This is a genomic window from Streptomyces sp. NBC_00080 (assembly GCF_045041255.1).
Lineage (GTDB): Bacteria > Actinomycetota > Actinomycetes > Streptomycetales > Streptomycetaceae > Streptomyces > Streptomyces coriariae.
The window spans coordinates 8273996-8290518 of sequence record NZ_CP108235.1; the positions used below are offsets into that span (position 1 = coordinate 8273996).

Sequence of the window (16523 nt, forward strand, 5' to 3'; positions counted from 1 at the left end):
CCGCGCCGCGCGTCAGTCGTTCGGCCCAAGTCGTGACCGGGCTCGCGCCCTGTCATTGCGGCCCGCCCCCGGACGCCCGAGGGTGGAGCCAGGTGGCGGGCGGTGGCGAGGAGGACGGGCGATGACGGACGGCGGCAGCGCCGTGGACGCCGAGCGGCGGCGGCTGGCGGAGGCCGACGAGGGCGTGGCGCCCTGGCGGCGCCGGGGGCCGTACCTGAGCGAGCGGCAGTGGGGCACGGTCCGGGAGGACCACAGCACCGACGGCGACGCCTGGTCGTCCTTCACCCACGACCAGGCACGCTCGCGCGCCTACCGCTGGGGCGAGGACGGCATCGCCGGCGTCAGCGACGACAAGCAGCGGCTGTGCTTCGCCCTGGCTCTGTGGAACGGCCGCGACCCGATCCTCGAGGAGCGGATGCTCGGACTCACCAACACCGAGGGCAACCACGGCGAGGACGTCAAGGAGTACTGGTTCCACCTCGACAACACGCCCACCCACTCGTACATGAAGTACCTCTACAAGTATCCGCAGGGCGAGTTCCCCTACGCCGATCTCGTCGACACCGACCGGTCCCGCGGGCGCGACGCCCTCGAGTACGAACTGCTCGACACCGGTGTCTTCGACGAGGACCGCTACTTCGACGTGTTCGTCAAGTACGCGAAAGCGGGCCCCGAAGACCTGCTGGTCGAGATCACGGCACACAACCGTGGCCCCGACGAGGCGGTCCTCCGTCTGCTGCCGACGCCGTGGTTCCGGCACACCTGGTCCTGGGCCGGCGGCACGGCCGTGCCCGCCCTGCGCGCGGCGGACGGCGGCATCCGCGCCGGCCACGACGAGCTCGGCACCCGCCGGCTCCACCACGACGGCGCGGAGCTCCTGTTCACCGGTAACGAGACCGACAACGAGCGGATCTTCGGGAGTCCGAACACCACGCCCTACGTCAAGGACGGCATCGGCCGCCATGTCGTGCACGGCGAGGCCGGCGCCGTCGACCCCGCACGCACCGGCACCAAGGCGGCGGTCCACCAGGTGCGCACCGTCCCCGCCGGCGACAGCGCGACCCTCCGGCTGCGCCTGACCGACACCGAACTCGACGACCCCTGGGGGGACTTCGACACGACCCTGGAGTCGCGCCGGGTCGAGGCCGACGCCTTCTACGAGGACATCACCCCGGACGGCATGGGCGAGGGCGAGCGGCACCTGGTCCGGCAGGCGCCGGCACCGGACGCCTGATGAACCCGTACGAGGTCGCCCGTGAGCTCTCCGACCGGCTCACCTCCATCTTCCTGCGGGACGCCGACGGCCACCGCCCGGGGCACGGCGCGCAGCCCCGGTTCGCCAAGGATCCGCACGGGAAGGACCTGATCCTCTTCTACGAGTACTTCCACGGCGACAACGGCGCGGGTCTCGGCGCCTCCCACCAGACCGGCTGGACCGGCCTGGGCGCGGCCACCACGACGCCGTTCCACACCCTCGCGGCCGACGAGTGGCACCGCGGCGGCCGCGAGTCACTGCGGCCGAAGAGTCACGGCGACCGCGAGGAGCCGCTGTCATGACGGTGCTCTACGAGATCAACACTGCCGTCTGGCTGGGTGAGTTGAGCGGACGGTACGGACGCCCGGTCACCCTGGGCGAAGTGCCGGGCGAGGCCTGGGACGAGATCGCCCTGCCCGGTGTCGACACCGTCTGGCTGATGGGTGTGTGGGAGCGCAGCCCGGCCGGACTGCGGATCGCGCTGCGCGACGAAGCCCTGCGGACCTCGTTCCGCGCCGCCCTGCCCGACGTCACCGAGGCGGACATCGCCGGATCCCCCTACTGCGTACGGGACTACGTCGTCGACGCCTCGTTCGGCGGACCGCAGGGACTGGCCGAGGCCCGGTCCGAACTGGCCGCCCGCGGACTGCGGTTGATCCTCGACTTCGTCCCCAACCACGTCGCCCCCGACCACCCGTGGGTCACCCGGCACCCCGACCGGCTGATCCAGGGCACCGCGGGCGACCTGTCCCGAACGCCGGGCGACTTCATCGAGTCCGACGGCCGGATCCTCGCCCGGGGACGCGACCCGTTCTTCCCGCCCTGGCCCGACGTCGTCCAGCTGAACGCCTTCGGCGACGCCCTGCGCACGGCGACCGTGGACACACTGGTGTCCATCGGCGACCAGGCGGACGGCGTGCGCTGCGACATGGCGATGCTGCTGATGAACGACGTCTTCGCCAAGACGTGGGGCGACCGGGCCGGACCGGTGCCCGCCGAGGACTTCTGGCCGTACGTCCTCCCGCGCGTCCGCGAGCGCCACCCGGACCTCCTCCTCGTCGCGGAGGCGTACTGGGACCTCGAATGGGCCCTGCAGCAGCAGGGTTTCGACCACTGCTACGACAAGCGGCTGTACGACCGTCTCCTGCACGAGGACGCCGAATCCGTCCGCGCCCATCTGGGGGCCGGCCTCACCTACCAGCGAGGTCTCGTCCGCTTTCTCGAGAACCACGACGAACCACGGGCCGCCGCCGCCCTGCCCGGTGCGCGGGGACGGGCGGCAGCCGTGGCCGTCGCCACCCTGCCCGGCGCGACGCTGTGGCACGAGGGCCAGTTCGAGGGACGCCGGGTCCGCCCGCCGGTGTTCCTCGCGCGCAGACCGCGCGAGCCCGTCGACGAGCCGCTGCGCGCCTTCCACCACCGGCTGCTGACCGCCGCGGCCGCCGTCCGCCGGGGCGAATGGCGGCCGCTCGTCCCGACGGGCCGGCCGGACGACGAGACCCACCGCGGTCTGCTCGCCTGGACCTGGACGCACGCGGACGCGCGCCACCTGGTCGTCGTCAACCAGTCCGACCACCCGGCCCGGGCACGGCTGCCCCTGCCCTGGGACGACCTGGCCGGGCGCGAGCACCGCCTGACCGACCTGCTGACCTCACAGACGTACGACCGTGACGGCGGCGAACTGACCGACCCCGGCCTGTTCGTGGTCCTGGAGGCCTGGCAGACGCATGTCCTCGAAGTCGGGTGACCGTTCTGCGCGAGGGGCCTCAGCCCATGCTCTTCGCGCCGTCCAGGGACTCGCGGATGATGTCCGCGTGACCGGCGTGCTGGGCGGTCTCGGCGACGATGTGCAGCAGCACCCGGCGGGCCGACCACCGCGCGTCCCCCTCGAACCAGGGAGCCGCCGGCAGGGCGTGGTCCGCGTCCAGATCGGGCAGGGAGGCGATCAGTTCGTCGGTGCGGTGAGCCACCTCTTCGTAGCCCTTCAGCACCCCCGCCAGCGTCTCACCGGGCAGCATCCGGAACTCGTCGGCCCGCCTGGCGAAGTCCTCCTCGGTCATCTTGGTGAAGTCGGGCATCGCCGACGCGCCCTCCAGGATGAAGGCCACCCAGCCCCGCTCGACCGAGGCGACGTGCTTGATCAGGCCGCCGAGACACAGCTCGCCCGCGGTGGTCCGCTGCCCTGCCTGCTCGTCGGTGAGGTCGCGGGTGGTGAAGCGCAGGAAGTGCCGCTGCTTGGCGAGCGCCTCCAGCAGGTCGGCGCGCTCGCGGCTGACGGCCGGTGCCGAGGCGGTCTCGTCGAGGGTGGTGGGCTGGTTCATGGGCGCCTTCTTCCGTGAGTCCTCTTCCGTGTGCGAGTACCACGTTAGGAGCGATAGAGGTCAGGTGCTGTCCTAAAGGCGCCGGGTTCACCGCGATGTCGCCACGAGCTCCGCACCCACCTCCGCATCCGCTCCCCAGGCCGCCGCGCACAGCGCCCGCTCGACCTCGTCGGTGTAGACGGCCGCGGCCAGCCAGGCGTGGGCGAAACGGCCCGTGTCCGCCGGGAGCAGCCGGCCGAAGGCGTCGCGGGAGCGGTCCGCCGCCGCGGACCGGAGTTCGCCGAGCAGCTCGCCCGCGGTGGCGAGACCGACACGGCGCAGCCGACCGCCGTCCCCCGCCCCGCTGTCCGGGAAGCCCAGCACCCGGCGGCCCCCCGACACGGCCTGGTGCACCCGTCGGCGCAGGAGGTGCAACGGCGCCTCGTCCGCCGGAGGAGCGGGGGCGGGCGCGGCCGTCGCCGTCGTCGTGGGCAGGTCCGCGTGCTGGAGACGGTCCAGGCCCAGATCCACCCGCTCGTCGGCCCGGGCCGGGTGTTCGGCGGCGAGCAGCAGGGCGCGCGGGAGCGGCCCTGGGGCGAGACGCGTGACGACCCGCAGCCGGCTGCCCCGGGCGGCGGCCAGGAGACGGAGGTTGTCGCGGTAGGGGAGCGCGGGATCGTCGTGGGCGACGGCGAGCCGGACCGTGCGGCCCTCGCAGTCGGCCAGCAGACGGTCACCCGTCGCCTCCCGGACCGTGCCCGTCAGGGTGACGTCGAGGAAGAGCAGACCGTGGCCGCCGCCCAGGGCGCGTGCGACCTGCTCGGCGACCGGCACCGTCCACAGGCGGTCGAGCGGCTCGGCGCTCCAGGCGGCACCCGACGCGCGCACTGCCCGCACCCCCGCCCCGGCGCCGAGCCGGCCCGTCGGGGAGACGGTCGCGCCGGACACCGCGAGGCCCGCGCGCGACAGTTCACGGTGGGTCAGGGCGGTGTCGCCGATCCGGATGGCCCGGTCGGCGGCGCCGGTCGCCCGGCCGGGGCCGCCCGGAGCCACGTCGGAGACCGTGTAGAGGCGGCCCTCGGCGTCGGCGGTCCAGGTCACGGCGCCCGCGTAGCCGGTCGTCGTCAGCACGGGCTCCGAGAAGAGCCCGTACAGCCGCAACGAACCGTCCGGGGTGTACGGCTGACGTACGCTGCCGCGCAGTTCGGCCAGGTCCCGGCCGGTCGCGAACGGCAGGCGGTGCGCCATGCCGAGGACGGTGCGCAGCGCGTCGGCAAGGTCGGGCAGCCGGTGGGCGGGGTCGGCGGAACGGGCCGCGCGTACCCCGTTCACCACGGAGACCGCGGCGGCGGCGACCCGCGGGAGACCCGCGAGCCGCGCCGTGTGCGCGGCGCGCAGCAGCTCCGCCTGGAGCACGGCACCGGAGCCGTCCGCACCTGCTTCGAGCACGGCGGCCGCCGCGTCGTACACGACCCGCGCGGCGGCGAGTTGGGCCGGGGCGACGGTCTCGTCGCCCGGTGGTGACGCTCCGTCGGCCGTGGGCGGGGTCTCGTCGTCCGTCGGCTGGGCGGGCGCGCTGTCGGGAGCGTCCTCGGCCACCGGCGCGGCCGAGGCCGCCGCCGCGCGGTGCAGACAGTCGGGGGCGAGCAGACAGCCGCAGCGGATCGCGTCCGCGCTGGTCACCGCGCCCTCGGGTGCGTGCAGTTCGAGGTCGGTGTCGTCGTCGACGGCGATCCGCACGGTGTCGCCGTCACGGACGACCGGACGCGCCGCCAGCTTGGCGATGCCCGCGTCCAGCCGCTTGCGCAGCCGGGGAGAGAGCGCCTCGACGAGTTCGGCGGTGACGGACGGCGAGACCGGCGGCAACAGGTCCTGGCTCATGCGATCTTCTCCCCTACCCAGCGGGCGAGTTCGAGCGGACTGAGAGCGGCGACGGGCATGCCCGCGGCGACGAGCTGTCCCGCGACGCCCGTGGAGTAGCGCGGCCGGCCCGTGTCGTCGAGGCTCGCGCAGCCCAGCACGTGGCAGCCCGCGCCGACCAGCGCGCGCACCTCGGCGAGCAGCCCGCCGAGCGGATAGCCCTCCTCGAAGTCGCTGACGACCACGACAAGCGTCCGCGACGGCACGGTGACCAGCTCGCGGGCGTGCCGCAGCCCCGCCGCGATGTGGGTGCCGCCGCCCACGCTGACCTCCAGCAACAGCGACAGCGGGTCCTCGACATGGCCGGTGAGGTCCATGACCTCCGTGGAGAAGGCCAGGAAGTGTGTGGACAGCGTCGGCACCCCGGCCAGCACCGACGCCGTCAGCGCCGCCCACACCGTGGACGCCTCCATGGATCCCGACACGTCCGTGACCAGGATCAGCCGCCAGTCGGCGGCCCGCCGGGCCCGGGTACGGAACACCGGGCGCTCGGGGATGACCCGGACCGTGCCGTCCGGGCCGCGCCGCGCGGTCGCCAGATTGGCGCGCAGCGTGCGCGGGAGGTCGAGGCCGCCGCCCGGACGCCGACTGGGCCGCGGCAGCGCCGTGCCGTGCAGCGCGGGGCGCAGCCGGGTGGCCAACTGCCGGGTCAGCGCCTCGACCAGCCGCCGTACCAGCGGACGCAGCGCCGCCAGCCGGGCCTCGGGCAGCCCGCCCGCGTGCCGCAGCACGGTACGCAGCAGATCGACGGAGGGGCGCACGCTGTCCGCGTCCAGCTCCGTGAGCACGTCCCTGCGGCCCGACGCGGCGGCGGCCGCCAGCACCTCCTCCCGGATGCCCGGCCCGAACAGCGCGGCCAGCTCCTGCGACCACTCCCGCACCCCGGGATACGGCGCGTCCCGGCCACCGCCGGTCCCCGGGCCCGTCAGGTCCCCGCGGCTGCCCTCGCCGCGCCCGCTGCCGTACAGCTCGTCCAGCGCCGTCGCCAAGGCGCGTGCGGACGAGGGGAGTTGATCACTGCGACGGCCCAGGAGGAGCCGCCACCGGTCGGCGGGGGAGAGCCGACGGTCGAGACCGTCCTCCCCGGAGGGTCCGCCCTTGTCGCTCCCGCTCGCGGTCGCAGTGGCGGCCGTCGCGATCACCGTCCCGCCGGTGGGCGCCTGTGCCTCGCCACCGGGTGTGGGCAACAGCCCCAGTGACCGCAGGGCGGCGCGGGCCGCGAGGTCCGCCCCGGCCCAGGCGGCGAGCGCGGCCGGGTCCAGCCCGTCGGTGTCGGCGACACGCCCGGTGCCGAGGCGTTCCTCGACGGCCGAGAGGAGACGGTCGCGGGCCGCGGGGCTCAGGGTCTCGAAGCCGCCCCGCAGCGCGGGCAGCCGATCGAGGAAGTCCCGGTCGGGCAACTCCGACACGCGGCTCAGCAACGGCTCCAGCGCGGGCGCCGCCGCTTCCAGCAGCGGACCGGCGGCGGCCAGCAGCCCGCTCAGCCGGGCCGTCAGCGCAGACCGCGATTCGGCGTCGACGGCGCCGTCCACCCAGGACGCGACCCGGTCGCCGAAGGTCCGGGCGCTCTCCTGCCCGAGCAGCACCCGGACGGCTCCGGCGGCGCCGCGCATCAGCGGGGAACCGTCGGCGGCCAGCCGGGCGAGGGCGTCGGTGAGCCGGATGCCGCCCAACAGGTCGGCCCGGTGCGCGAGTTCGAGCAGGGCGTGGGCGTCGGCCGGGTCCTCGGAACCGGTCAGTCCGTCCACCTGCCGCACCGCCGCCGCGGTGAGCAGCTCGGCCACGGCGGCCGCCCGCGCCGTGCGCTCCCCGTCGGCGCCGAGCCCCGGCACATGACCGGACCGCAGCCGGTCCGACAGAGCCAGCCCGGCCAGGAGTTCGGGCAGCGTACCGGCCAGGGGCAGCACCTCGGCGACGTCGTCGAGCCGCTCGTCCGCCAGGGCCGGCAGGCCGCACTCCGCGGCTTCCGCGAGCCCCTGGAGCACCTGCGCTGCCGTCGACCCGCCCGCGTCGCGCTCCACGCGCCGACGCTCCCGCAGCACGCCCTCGGCGGCCTGCGCCGCGGTGACCCCGCGCACGCCGGCCGCGGTCAGCATGGCCGCCGTCGCCGGCGTCCAGCGCACCTCCCAGCGCGAGGTGAGAGCCTCGGAGCCGCCCGCGCCGACCACCTCCCGCGCCTCGCCGTACGGCACACCGCACACCGCCAGTCGGCGCAGCAGCAGCTCACGGCGTCGGTCGAGGTCCGACCGCAGCGGGTCGAGTCGCAGATCCCGCGCCGGGCCGGAGGCGTTCTCCGGTCCGGGCAGGCCCAGCCCCGCCACCTCGGCCTCGACCGCCGGGACCAGACCGCTGCGCGGTGCGTCCGGCGCGGGCCGGCCGGTGCGGGTGCCGACCAGCACCCGCTCCATCGCCCGCGCCACGGCCCGCCCACGCCCGTACGGCTCACCCTGCGCGAGGACCGTCTGCACCGCCTCGACCAACTCGCCCCGGCCCGCCGCGGGCAGCCCGCGCAGCCGGGCCAGATCCGAGGCCAGCCGGGTGATCTCGCGCGCGTCGGCCGGCCCGGACGGATGCCCGAGGTCCCGCAACGCCGCACACACCCGCACGGCCGCCGCCGTCAGCGCCTCCTCCAACGCCAGCGGATCGCCCGCCGCCCGCAGCACCATGTCCTGCCACTCCGGGTCCCGGATACCGGCCGGATAACCGGACCGCTCGTCCAGAAGGGCATAGGCATACGGAATCAGCGAGGTGATCCACCCCGCCGGACTCCCCACGGCCCCTTCCTTCGACCCGCCGCCCCCCGCAACGGCGTCTGCGCCCCGCTTGCCGATGTCCGGGACGGTGGCACCGGCCTGCTCGCCGATGGCCGGGACAGTGGCTTCCGCACGTTCACCGGTGGCCGGGACGGCGCCGTCGCCCTGTTTGCCGTCGTCCGGGACGGTGGCACGGGATTGCTCGCCGGTGGTTGGGAGCGTGGCCCCGGCCCTGTTACCGACGCCCGGGGCAGCGCTCTCGCCTTGTCCGCCGACGTCGGCGGGTGTCGAGCCGTCTCCTCGTCCGGCGAGGGCCGACCCGGTCAGTGCCGGTGCGTGGAAGGCGCCGACGAGCACGGCGGCCCGCTCGCCCCGCGCGGTGGTCTCGGTGATCCGGGACCGCATCCATCGCTCACGCCGCAGGTCGAGCTCGGGCACCCCGCCGGAAGCGGCCGCGTCCTCGCGCAGCGCCCACCCCGTCAGCAGGGCCGCCCGGCGTAGTGCCTCGGGCGGCGAACCCGGGGCGGTGGCCTCGACGAGCCGGTCCCACAGGTCGTCCCCGGGCCGGCCCGTGAGCCGGGCCCGCAGCGCGCTGGCGAGTCCGGGCGCCTCCGCCTGCGCGGCGCCGCCGCGCCCCTCGCCCCACGCCCGGTCCGCGAGGGGCAGGTCGCAGGCGACCACCGGGACGCCGTGCCGGGCGGCCCAGCGCACGGCGGCCAGCTCGGGCGAGAAATCGGCGAACGGATAGAACGCCGGGCCCCCGCCGCTCCCGCCGTCACCGGGCGCGGCGGCGAGCGCCACCGGGGCCCTGGTCTCCTCGTGCCCGAGCCAGGGCAGCCACTCCTGCATCTCCGCCGGCAGCTCGACCAGCAGCACGTCGGGCTTCGCCTCGTCCAGCAGCGCGGGCACGGCGGCGGCCAGCGACGGCGCGTGGTGCCGTACCCCGATGAGGTAGGGCCCCGCCGGGTCGGTGAGGGCGGCGAGAGCCCCGTCCGGGGAGTCCGGAGAAGCCGGTGTGCCGGGGGAGTCCGGTGCGCCCGGCGCGGTGGTGGGGTGCAGGGACACGGCCGTCAGCCCTCCAGGACCGTGCGCAGGTCCCACAGGGTGCGCCAGGTGGCGGAACCCTGCTCGGCACGGCGGCGGACCGGCCCGTCCCAGTAGCCGCGCAGCCGGGCCGCGTCGGCCGGGTCGTCCTTGCGGACCACGCCCAGCAGATGGCCCGGCAGCAGCCCGAGCACATCACGGTCGCCCGGGAAGTACGCAGCCGCCAGCGCCAGCGCACCCGCGACGGACACGGCCTCCGCGGTGCTCATCACCGTGGACGGCCGCTCCACCTCCCAGCCCTCCGCCGAGCGGCCCTCCCGCAGATCACGGAAGGCGGTGACCAGCGCCTCCAGCACGGCGTCGTCGACCTGGAAGGGCGCGCCTGCCCGCTCCACCGAGGCCCGTGCCTGGCTGCGCACCAGGGCGGTCTCCGCGTCGAGGTCCGGAATGGGCCCGACCGTCTCGAAGTTGAAGCGGCGCTTGAGGGCCGCGGACATCTCCGAGACGCCCTTGTCCCGCAGGTTGGCCGTGGCGATGAGGTTGAAGCCGGGCGCGGCATGCGCCAACGCGTCGTCCGAGCCCGCGAGTTCGGGCACGGCGATGCGCCGTTCCGACAACAGCGAGACCAGCGCGTCCTGCACCTCGGGCAGACAGCGGGTGACCTCCTCGACCCGGGCGATGGCGCCCCGCGACATGGCGGTCAGCACCGGCGAGGGCACCAGCGCCTGCCGGCTCGGCCCCTGCGCCAGCAGCAGGGCGTAGTTCCAGCCGTACTTGAGCTGGTCCTCCGTCGTACCCGCGGTGCCCTGCACGACCAGCCCGCTGGTGCCGCACACGGCGGTGGACAGCAGCTCGGAGAGCATCGACTTCGCGGTACCGGGCTCGCCGACGAGCAACAGTCCGCGCTCGCCGGCGAGCGTGACCACACACCGCTCCACCAGCGCACGGTCGCCGACGAACTTGCCCTCCACCACCAGCCGGCGCGGCACCCCGTCCGGCGCCTCGGCGTCCTCGGGCAGCTTCAGGGCGCGACCGTCGCTGCCCATGACGAACGTGACGACGGCACGCGGTGTGAGCCGCCAGGCGGGCGGGCGCGGCCCGTCGTCGTACGCGGCCAGGAAGGCCAGCTCGCCGGCGTACCGGTCCTCGGGCGGGACGATCTGGCGAACCGGGCCCGGGGAGCCGCCGGAGTCGGAGTCGGAGTCGAGGGACAGGGCGGTCGTGGTCATCGGCGCGCGTTCTTCCAGAGAGGGCGGGAGGGTGGTCATCGGCGGCGGCCCTTACGGGTGGCGCGGGTGGTGAGCTGCTCGTAGGCCGGGGCGTCGCCGGAGCGGACGCGGTCCCACGCGCGCGTGAACAGTTCGGGCACGGGCATCAGCGGCAGCACGCGCCCATAGGCGCGGACCGGATAGAGGCCCTCCTTCCAGATCTCGACCGGCAGCGCGGGCGACGTCAGGTCCAGCCAGCCGCACGGCAGGAACAGGGTGCGTCCGGCGCGCGCCCGCTTGGCCTCGACGACCAGCTCGCTCGCCGCGAGTTCGGCGCGGGCCTTCTTCGTCCGTGCGGGCTTCCAGCCGGTCCAGCGGGCGCAGTTGCGGTCCGTGGGGTCCGGGAGAGCCAGCAGCTGGAGGTAGAGCGCCGCCGCGTCCTCGCCGAGACCGTGCCGCGCGGCTACCTCGGCGACCAGATCGGGCACGCTGAAGGTCGGGTCCTGGGCGTGTCCGGAGGGTCCCTCGGGATCGCACCCGACCGCGACCGCGCGGGCCAGTTCGTCGTCGAGAAGGGTCCGCAGGGCCCGCATGCCCTCGCCCCGTCCCGGTCCGACCAGCCCCTCGACGAGCCCGAACACGGGGTCGTCGGGAGCGCCGAGCGCGCCCGGCCGGACCAGGACGGTCTCCTGGTCGCCGTACCAGGGGCGCAGCGCCAGCGCCTCGCCGACGGGTGTCAGACCGTGGGCGTCGGCGCCCCCGGTGGCGGGCAGCCCGTACGCCTTGCGCAGTTCGACGGCGGACGAGGAGCCCTTCTCCGTCCACGCGACGTCCAGGTCGAGCAGCAGGCCCCGGTCGGCGAAGCGGCGGCGCAGGGCGGCGAGGCTCTCCGGCAGGACGGCCCGCAGCGGGTGCCCGTACGGCAGGGAGTAGGCGAGTCCGGCCAGGGCGGTCACGGCACCCGTCAGGTGGTTCCGGCCGGGCAGCGCCGCGGGGTCCGCCGCGACCAGATTGCCGTCCTTGTCCGGCCGCTGGACGGTGGTGCGGCTGATCCAGGGGGTCAGCCCCGGGTTGAGGATGTCCTCCGCTGAGCCGGTGGGCAGGCCGCCCAGGGAGAGTTCTCCGGCGAGGTCCTCGGGCAGCCGGACGACCTCGCCGAGCCGCTCGGCCCACACCCGGCCGGCCGCCTCCGTGTCCGGCCCGGCCGTCCACAGGTCACCGGGGTTCCCGGGCAGCAGGGCACCGACGAGGGCCGCCCGGTCGCCGCTCCCGACCGAGGACAGCAGGGCGTCGGCCAGCTCCTTCTGACGCGGCTTCAGCCCGGTCGCGGCGATCACCTCGGCGGTGAGCTGCTTCGGCTTGCCGGCCAGCAGCAGGGCCGCCTGCATGAGCCCCAGCCCGCCGCGGGTCGCTGAGGCGAGGGCGGCCGGCGCCTCCGGCTGCCAGGGCGCCGGGCCCTTGTCCCGGACGAGTCCGGTGACGGCGCGCAGCGCGTCGGCGGGGAACACCGCCGGGTGCGCGGTCTCCCGCTCCAGCGTGAAGTGGGCGATCGCGCCGAAGGAGCCGGCCGGATCGTGGTCCAGGGCGAGCCAGTGCACCCGCCCCGCCTGCCGGTCCACGTTCTGGCAGCCGAGGACGACGACGGTACGGCCGTCCCGGCGCAGCACCTGACCGACGCGCTCCTGCTTCTCGTGCGGCTCGCTCAGCACGACCTCGCGCAGGGCGGCCCCGGGAGCGGCCAGCGGACCGTCCGTGATCGCCTCGAACAGCAGCAGCAGCGCCTCGCGGTGCGCCTCGGTCACCGTGGCGGAGGCGGCGCGGTACGCGAGCGGGCGCAGCATGTCGAGCACCGGCGTCCACACCAGCCCGATGCCCGGCAGGGTGAACTCGTCGCTGCGCCATCCGTCGGCGGTTCCGGTGGACCGGGAGGCCTCGGCCAGGGGCTTGCCGTCGGCCGGCTTCCCGGCCAGCACGTGGTTCACGGCGCGGACCTGCCGCAGCGTGCTCCAGCGGACCTCGCTGCCCCACCACCCGTGCACCTCGGTGAGCCCGGTGGTGGCCTCGCGCAGCGTCGCGTCGTCGCCGTGCTCGGGCTTGAGGTCGGCGAACATGCCGTCGGTCCGGCGGCGCTCCGCCGTCGGGCGCTCGACCGGCGGCGCCACGAACGCGGCGGTCGACTCCGCGAGCCGCAGCACCGCGCGCACCAGTGCGGCGACACCGGCGACGAGGCCCCCGTCGCCCAGCGAGGGCAGGGAGCGGGACACGACCTCCCGGACGACCTCGTCCGCGGGCGGCACGACGGCGGCGGCGTCCGAGGTCCCGTCCACGACCTTGGCCGTCGCCAGCTTCGCCTGCCGCTGAGCCAGCGCCTCCTTCCCGGCCCGCAGCAGCTCGGCCGCCTGCTCGTCGGTCAGGGCACGCAGCGCCGCAGACGCGCGCTCGTCGCGCGGGCGAAGGGCGTGCCAGAAGTCGACCGGCGGAACGAACCGGGTGCCGGCGGCGAACTCGCCGCCGCGCTCCATCGGTGTCACCCGGCCCAGTTCCCCGGCGGCGGACGGGTCGTCACCCGCGTAGAGGGCGATCTGCCGGTGCAGAGCGACGGCCACGGGCTCGGCCCCGCCCGGCAGCCGCAGCGCGCCGAGCAGGACGCCGGGCGCCCGCCCGTCGGCCCACGGCAGGGTGACGGTGCGGCCGTCCGGGCTACCGGCGACGGTGCGGCCCTCGGCACCCTCGCCCTCGGTGCGCACCCAGCGGCCGAGCACGGTGCCGTCCGTGCCGAACGGGGTCCGCTCCAGGCCGGGTTGGAGCGGCAGCACCTCGCAGTGCTGCTGGAGCAGGGGCGCGTCCTCCCGGATGCCGGACGACAGGAACGCGGGCAGCGAGGCGCGCCCGTGGGTGCCGGTGGCCGGGTCGTACTCGAGCCACACCTGCTGCCGGCCCTGCCTGCCCTGGCGCCAGTACGAGGTGCCGTCGCCGAGGATGCGGCGGCTCGGCGGTACGACGGTGTCGCCGGCGTGCAGCGTGCGCCCGCCGGTGGCGCGGCCGCCTCCGGGGACCGGGATCGACGGTTCGCCCGCGTCGTTGCCGCCGTACCAGTGCGGGAGCTGTTCACCGGCGAGCGGGAAGACGTCGGCGGGGCGGGCCGACCAGTAGCCGAACTGCTTGCCGTCCTGCCGCCACATGACGAGCAGTTCACCGTCCGTGTAGCGGTAGCTCGGGCGCTGCCAGCGGTCCAGCGTCACGGGCAGCCGAAGGTCGTGCTCGAGCAGGATCTCCTCGGGGCCGACGACGATCACCTTGTGGGCGCGGGCGAGGATCAGCGCGGGCCAGGCCTCGCTGACGCTCAGTGTGTCCTCGCGGTCGCGCTTGGTCTCGGCGTCGAGCCGGCGCAGTGCCTCGTCCAGCGCGGGCCAGCCCAGTTCGTCCAGCAGTCCGGCCCGCAGCGTGTGCCCGAGCAGCGGCGCGACCGCGTGCGCGGCGACCACGGCGACGGCCGCCGGGCTGACCCGGGCGGCGATCGTACGGAAGGGGCGGAGCCGTTCCAGCGCCGCCCGCGCGGCGGGCAGGCCGACCGCCGAGGCCAGTTCCCCGGCCGCGTCGTCCAGCCACTCGCGCAGCACCTCGGCGAGCACGGGGTGGGCGGCCAGCTTCTCCAGCACCTTCGGCGCGGGGCGCAGGCCGCCGAGGGTACTGATGTCGGCGTACAGCAGGCGGCGCAGGCGGGGGTCCGCCGCGGTCGCGGTGAGGTCGCGCCGGCCGGGTACGGCCTCGCGCAACCAGCGGTCGATGGAGAGGTACACGACCTGGTCGGGGCCGGGCAGCGTCAGCGGCACGCCCTGGGCCGCGCACAGGTCGAGCAGGTCGAGATCGGCGCCGGCGTGCCATCGGCCCGAGCACAGATCGACCGGACGGCCCAGGTCACGCAGCCGGGGCCCCATCCGCTCCACCAGGGCGAGGGTGGCCGGGGAACGGCCGCTGACATTGCCGCCGTGCTTGCGGTGCAGGGCCCACCGGCCGAGCCAGTCCGCCGGGTCCACGTCGGCCGCCGTCTCCCCGGTGAGGAGCAGATCCGCCCCGCACTCCGCGAGCAGCGCCAGCCAGAACTCGTCGTCCTCGACGGTACGCCCCAGGCCGGCCGGCATGATCTCCAGCAGTCGCTCACGCACCTGCGGCCGCTGCTCGGCGAGGACGGCGAGCGTCTCCCGGTAGGCGTTCCAGAAGGAGGCGGGGGCCCGGACCGCGGCCGGCGAGGAGAGCAGGTCGGCGACCAGGCCGCACTCCTCGGTGACCCGGTCGAGACCGGCGGCCTTGATCAGCCCGCGCGCGTCCTGCGGCAGGGAAGCGTACGGCGGCATCCCGGCCGCACAGCGCTCCACGGTCAACTGCCGGAACTGCGCCCAGGCCTCGGCCGCGTGGAGCCGCGCCGCGAGAGCCTTGACATGCTCCTTGAGTGCCTTGACGGTGAGCGCCCCGGCGAACGCGAACTCCAGGAAGACGGCCCGCTGCCGCTCCTCGTCCACCTTCAGCGCGTGCACCCGCTCGGCCTCCCGGGCCTTGCCGAAGAAGGCGGAGGCGTACGTCGTGTTCTCGTGCTGGAGGAAGACGCGGGCGGCCTGCTCGTAGAAGGTGGGCAGGAAGTGCGGCACGGCCCGACCGAGCCGGGTGCCGAGCGCCTCGAAGCCGTCCTTGGCGTTGCCGGGGCGGGACTTGGCCTGCCGCGCGAGCCGCTCGACGTCCTTGACCAGCGCCAGCGCGTGGTGGCCGTTCGCCGGGTCGTTGACCAGCGCCCAGGCGGGGAAGCCGAGGGTCTCCCGGCGCACCTGACCGACCTCGGGGGTCTCCGGGTCGCGGGCCAGCCCGAGGAAGTCCAGTGCCAGGTCCTCGGCCTCGCCCAGGGTGCCCGGCACGAGCCGCACGATCTGCCGGTCGTCCAGCGCGGGGTGGGTGTACCTGCGGACGGTGAGTGTGTCGGCGTCCTCGCGGGTGGTGCTCCCCGGGGGCAGCACAGCGCCCGCGTCGAGCAGCGCGCCGGCGGTGGTCTCGTCGTAGGTCGTCATGCCGCCCGCTCCTCGTCCTCGATGTCCCGCCCGGCGTACAGTGCGGCCGCCATGCGCATGCCCTCGGACCAGGCCACCGGCCCGATCAGGCCGAGCTTCAGCACCCGGCCGGCGGAGTCGGTGAACACCAGGGGGCCGGTCTCCGCCTCTTCGTAGCCCTCGTAGTCGCCGACCCACACCCGGGCCTCCACGGTGCGGTTCTCCTCCAGGACGGAAGTGACGGCGTGGCCGCCGCGCACGCGGTAGCCGAGCTGGGTGACCCGGCCGTGCAGGAACCGCTGTTCCTTGAACGAGCCGCCCGCGTACTCCTCGACCGCGGTGCCCTCCGCGTCGAGCGTCGCGGGACGCCGCCACACCTCGCGGAACAACTGCTGGGCGCGCTGCTCGACGCCGAGTTCCACGGCGAACTCCCGAAGCTCCTCCAGGTCGTCGAGGAGCACGGGGTGCGGGAGGTGGACCAGTTCGGGCGTGATGCGGACGGTGTCGCCGTCGAGGTCGACCAGACCGAGTCCGCGCTCGGGGTCGGCGTCCCGCAGGAATCCGGCCACCTCGCCGTCGACCCCGGTGACGACGAGGTCGCGCAGCGCGGCCTGCCAGGCGGGGTCGGGCCACACCTGGGCGACGACGGCGAACGGCACCGGCAGCGAGCGCACCATCCACCGCTCCACGTCGGCCAGGCACTGGCGTTCGTGCCGTTCCAGCCACTCGGTGAGCTGACGCAGGCCCACCACCGCCGGCTCGTCGGCGATCTTGGGCGGCACGGACTTCAACCGCCGCCCGGCCGCGTTGCGGCACACCACCTTGCCGTCATCGAGGGCGACTTCGTAGTCGCCGGCCGACACCCACCCCATGTGTGCCTCCCGCACCCGCAGTGATCAAGTGACGGGAAGACTAGAACAGGCCACTGACAACGGGATCGGGAAGGCGGCGGAACGGGCGGCACCCAGGGGTCCGGCAGGACGAGACCCCGGTTCAGGGCTTCGCGG

9 protein-coding genes are annotated in these 16523 nt (G+C 75.3%); 3 read left to right on the forward strand and 6 right to left on the reverse strand.

The window, feature by feature from the left end:
- The first annotated feature begins 121 nt into the window (after positions 1 to 121).
- Genes OHU34_RS36940 through OHU34_RS36950 form a run of 3 tightly spaced genes read left to right on the forward strand, consistent with a single transcriptional unit; the run spans position 122 to position 3002 of the window.
- Entirely contained in the window at positions 122 to 1234 is a 1113-nt protein-coding gene (locus OHU34_RS36940) for a hypothetical protein (protein ID WP_405770448.1), read from the forward strand.
- A complete protein-coding gene (locus tag OHU34_RS36945; RefSeq protein WP_235034709.1) occupies positions 1234 to 1557 on the forward strand; it encodes a hypothetical protein in 324 nt (107 codons plus the stop codon). Before OHU34_RS36940 ends, OHU34_RS36945 begins: the two co-directional genes overlap by 1 nt.
- On the forward strand, positions 1554 to 3002 hold the full coding sequence (locus OHU34_RS36950) for an alpha-amylase family glycosyl hydrolase (protein WP_405770451.1): 1449 nt from the start codon (positions 1554 to 1556) through the stop codon (positions 3000 to 3002). Before OHU34_RS36945 ends, OHU34_RS36950 begins: the two co-directional genes overlap by 4 nt.
- 19 nt (positions 3003 to 3021) lie before the next feature.
- On the opposite strand, the gene OHU34_RS36955 is transcribed toward OHU34_RS36950, so the two are convergent.
- The 6 genes from OHU34_RS36955 to OHU34_RS36980 all read right to left on the reverse strand — a co-directional run bounded on the left by OHU34_RS36955 (position 3022) and on the right by OHU34_RS36980 (position 16388).
- Positions 3022 to 3576: a DinB family protein gene (locus tag OHU34_RS36955; RefSeq protein WP_142269014.1), complete on the reverse strand. Its 555-nt coding sequence runs from the start codon at positions 3574 to 3576 to the stop codon at positions 3022 to 3024.
- A gap of 87 nt (positions 3577 to 3663) precedes the next feature.
- Complete coding sequence (locus OHU34_RS36960; protein ID WP_405770454.1) at positions 3664 to 5436, reverse strand: hypothetical protein; 1773 nt, start codon at positions 5434 to 5436, stop codon at positions 3664 to 3666.
- Positions 5433 to 9293, reverse strand: coding sequence for a vWA domain-containing protein (locus OHU34_RS36965; RefSeq protein WP_405770457.1), 3861 nt, complete (start codon positions 9291 to 9293; stop codon positions 5433 to 5435). Before OHU34_RS36965 ends, OHU34_RS36960 begins: the two co-directional genes overlap by 4 nt.
- A 5-nt stretch (positions 9294 to 9298) precedes the next feature.
- Positions 9299 to 10501: an AAA family ATPase gene (locus OHU34_RS36970; RefSeq protein ID WP_405770459.1), complete on the reverse strand. Its 1203-nt coding sequence runs from the start codon at positions 10499 to 10501 to the stop codon at positions 9299 to 9301.
- A 35-nt stretch (positions 10502 to 10536) separates the two neighbouring features.
- On the reverse strand, positions 10537 to 15537 hold the full coding sequence (locus OHU34_RS36975) for a hypothetical protein (protein WP_405770462.1): 5001 nt from the start codon (positions 15535 to 15537) through the stop codon (positions 10537 to 10539).
- Entirely contained in the window at positions 15534 to 16388 is an 855-nt protein-coding gene (locus tag OHU34_RS36980; protein ID WP_142269010.1) for a DUF4132 domain-containing protein, read from the reverse strand. The genes OHU34_RS36975 and OHU34_RS36980 overlap by 4 nt, the downstream gene beginning before the upstream one ends.
- Positions 16389 to 16523: the final 135 nt, after the last annotated feature.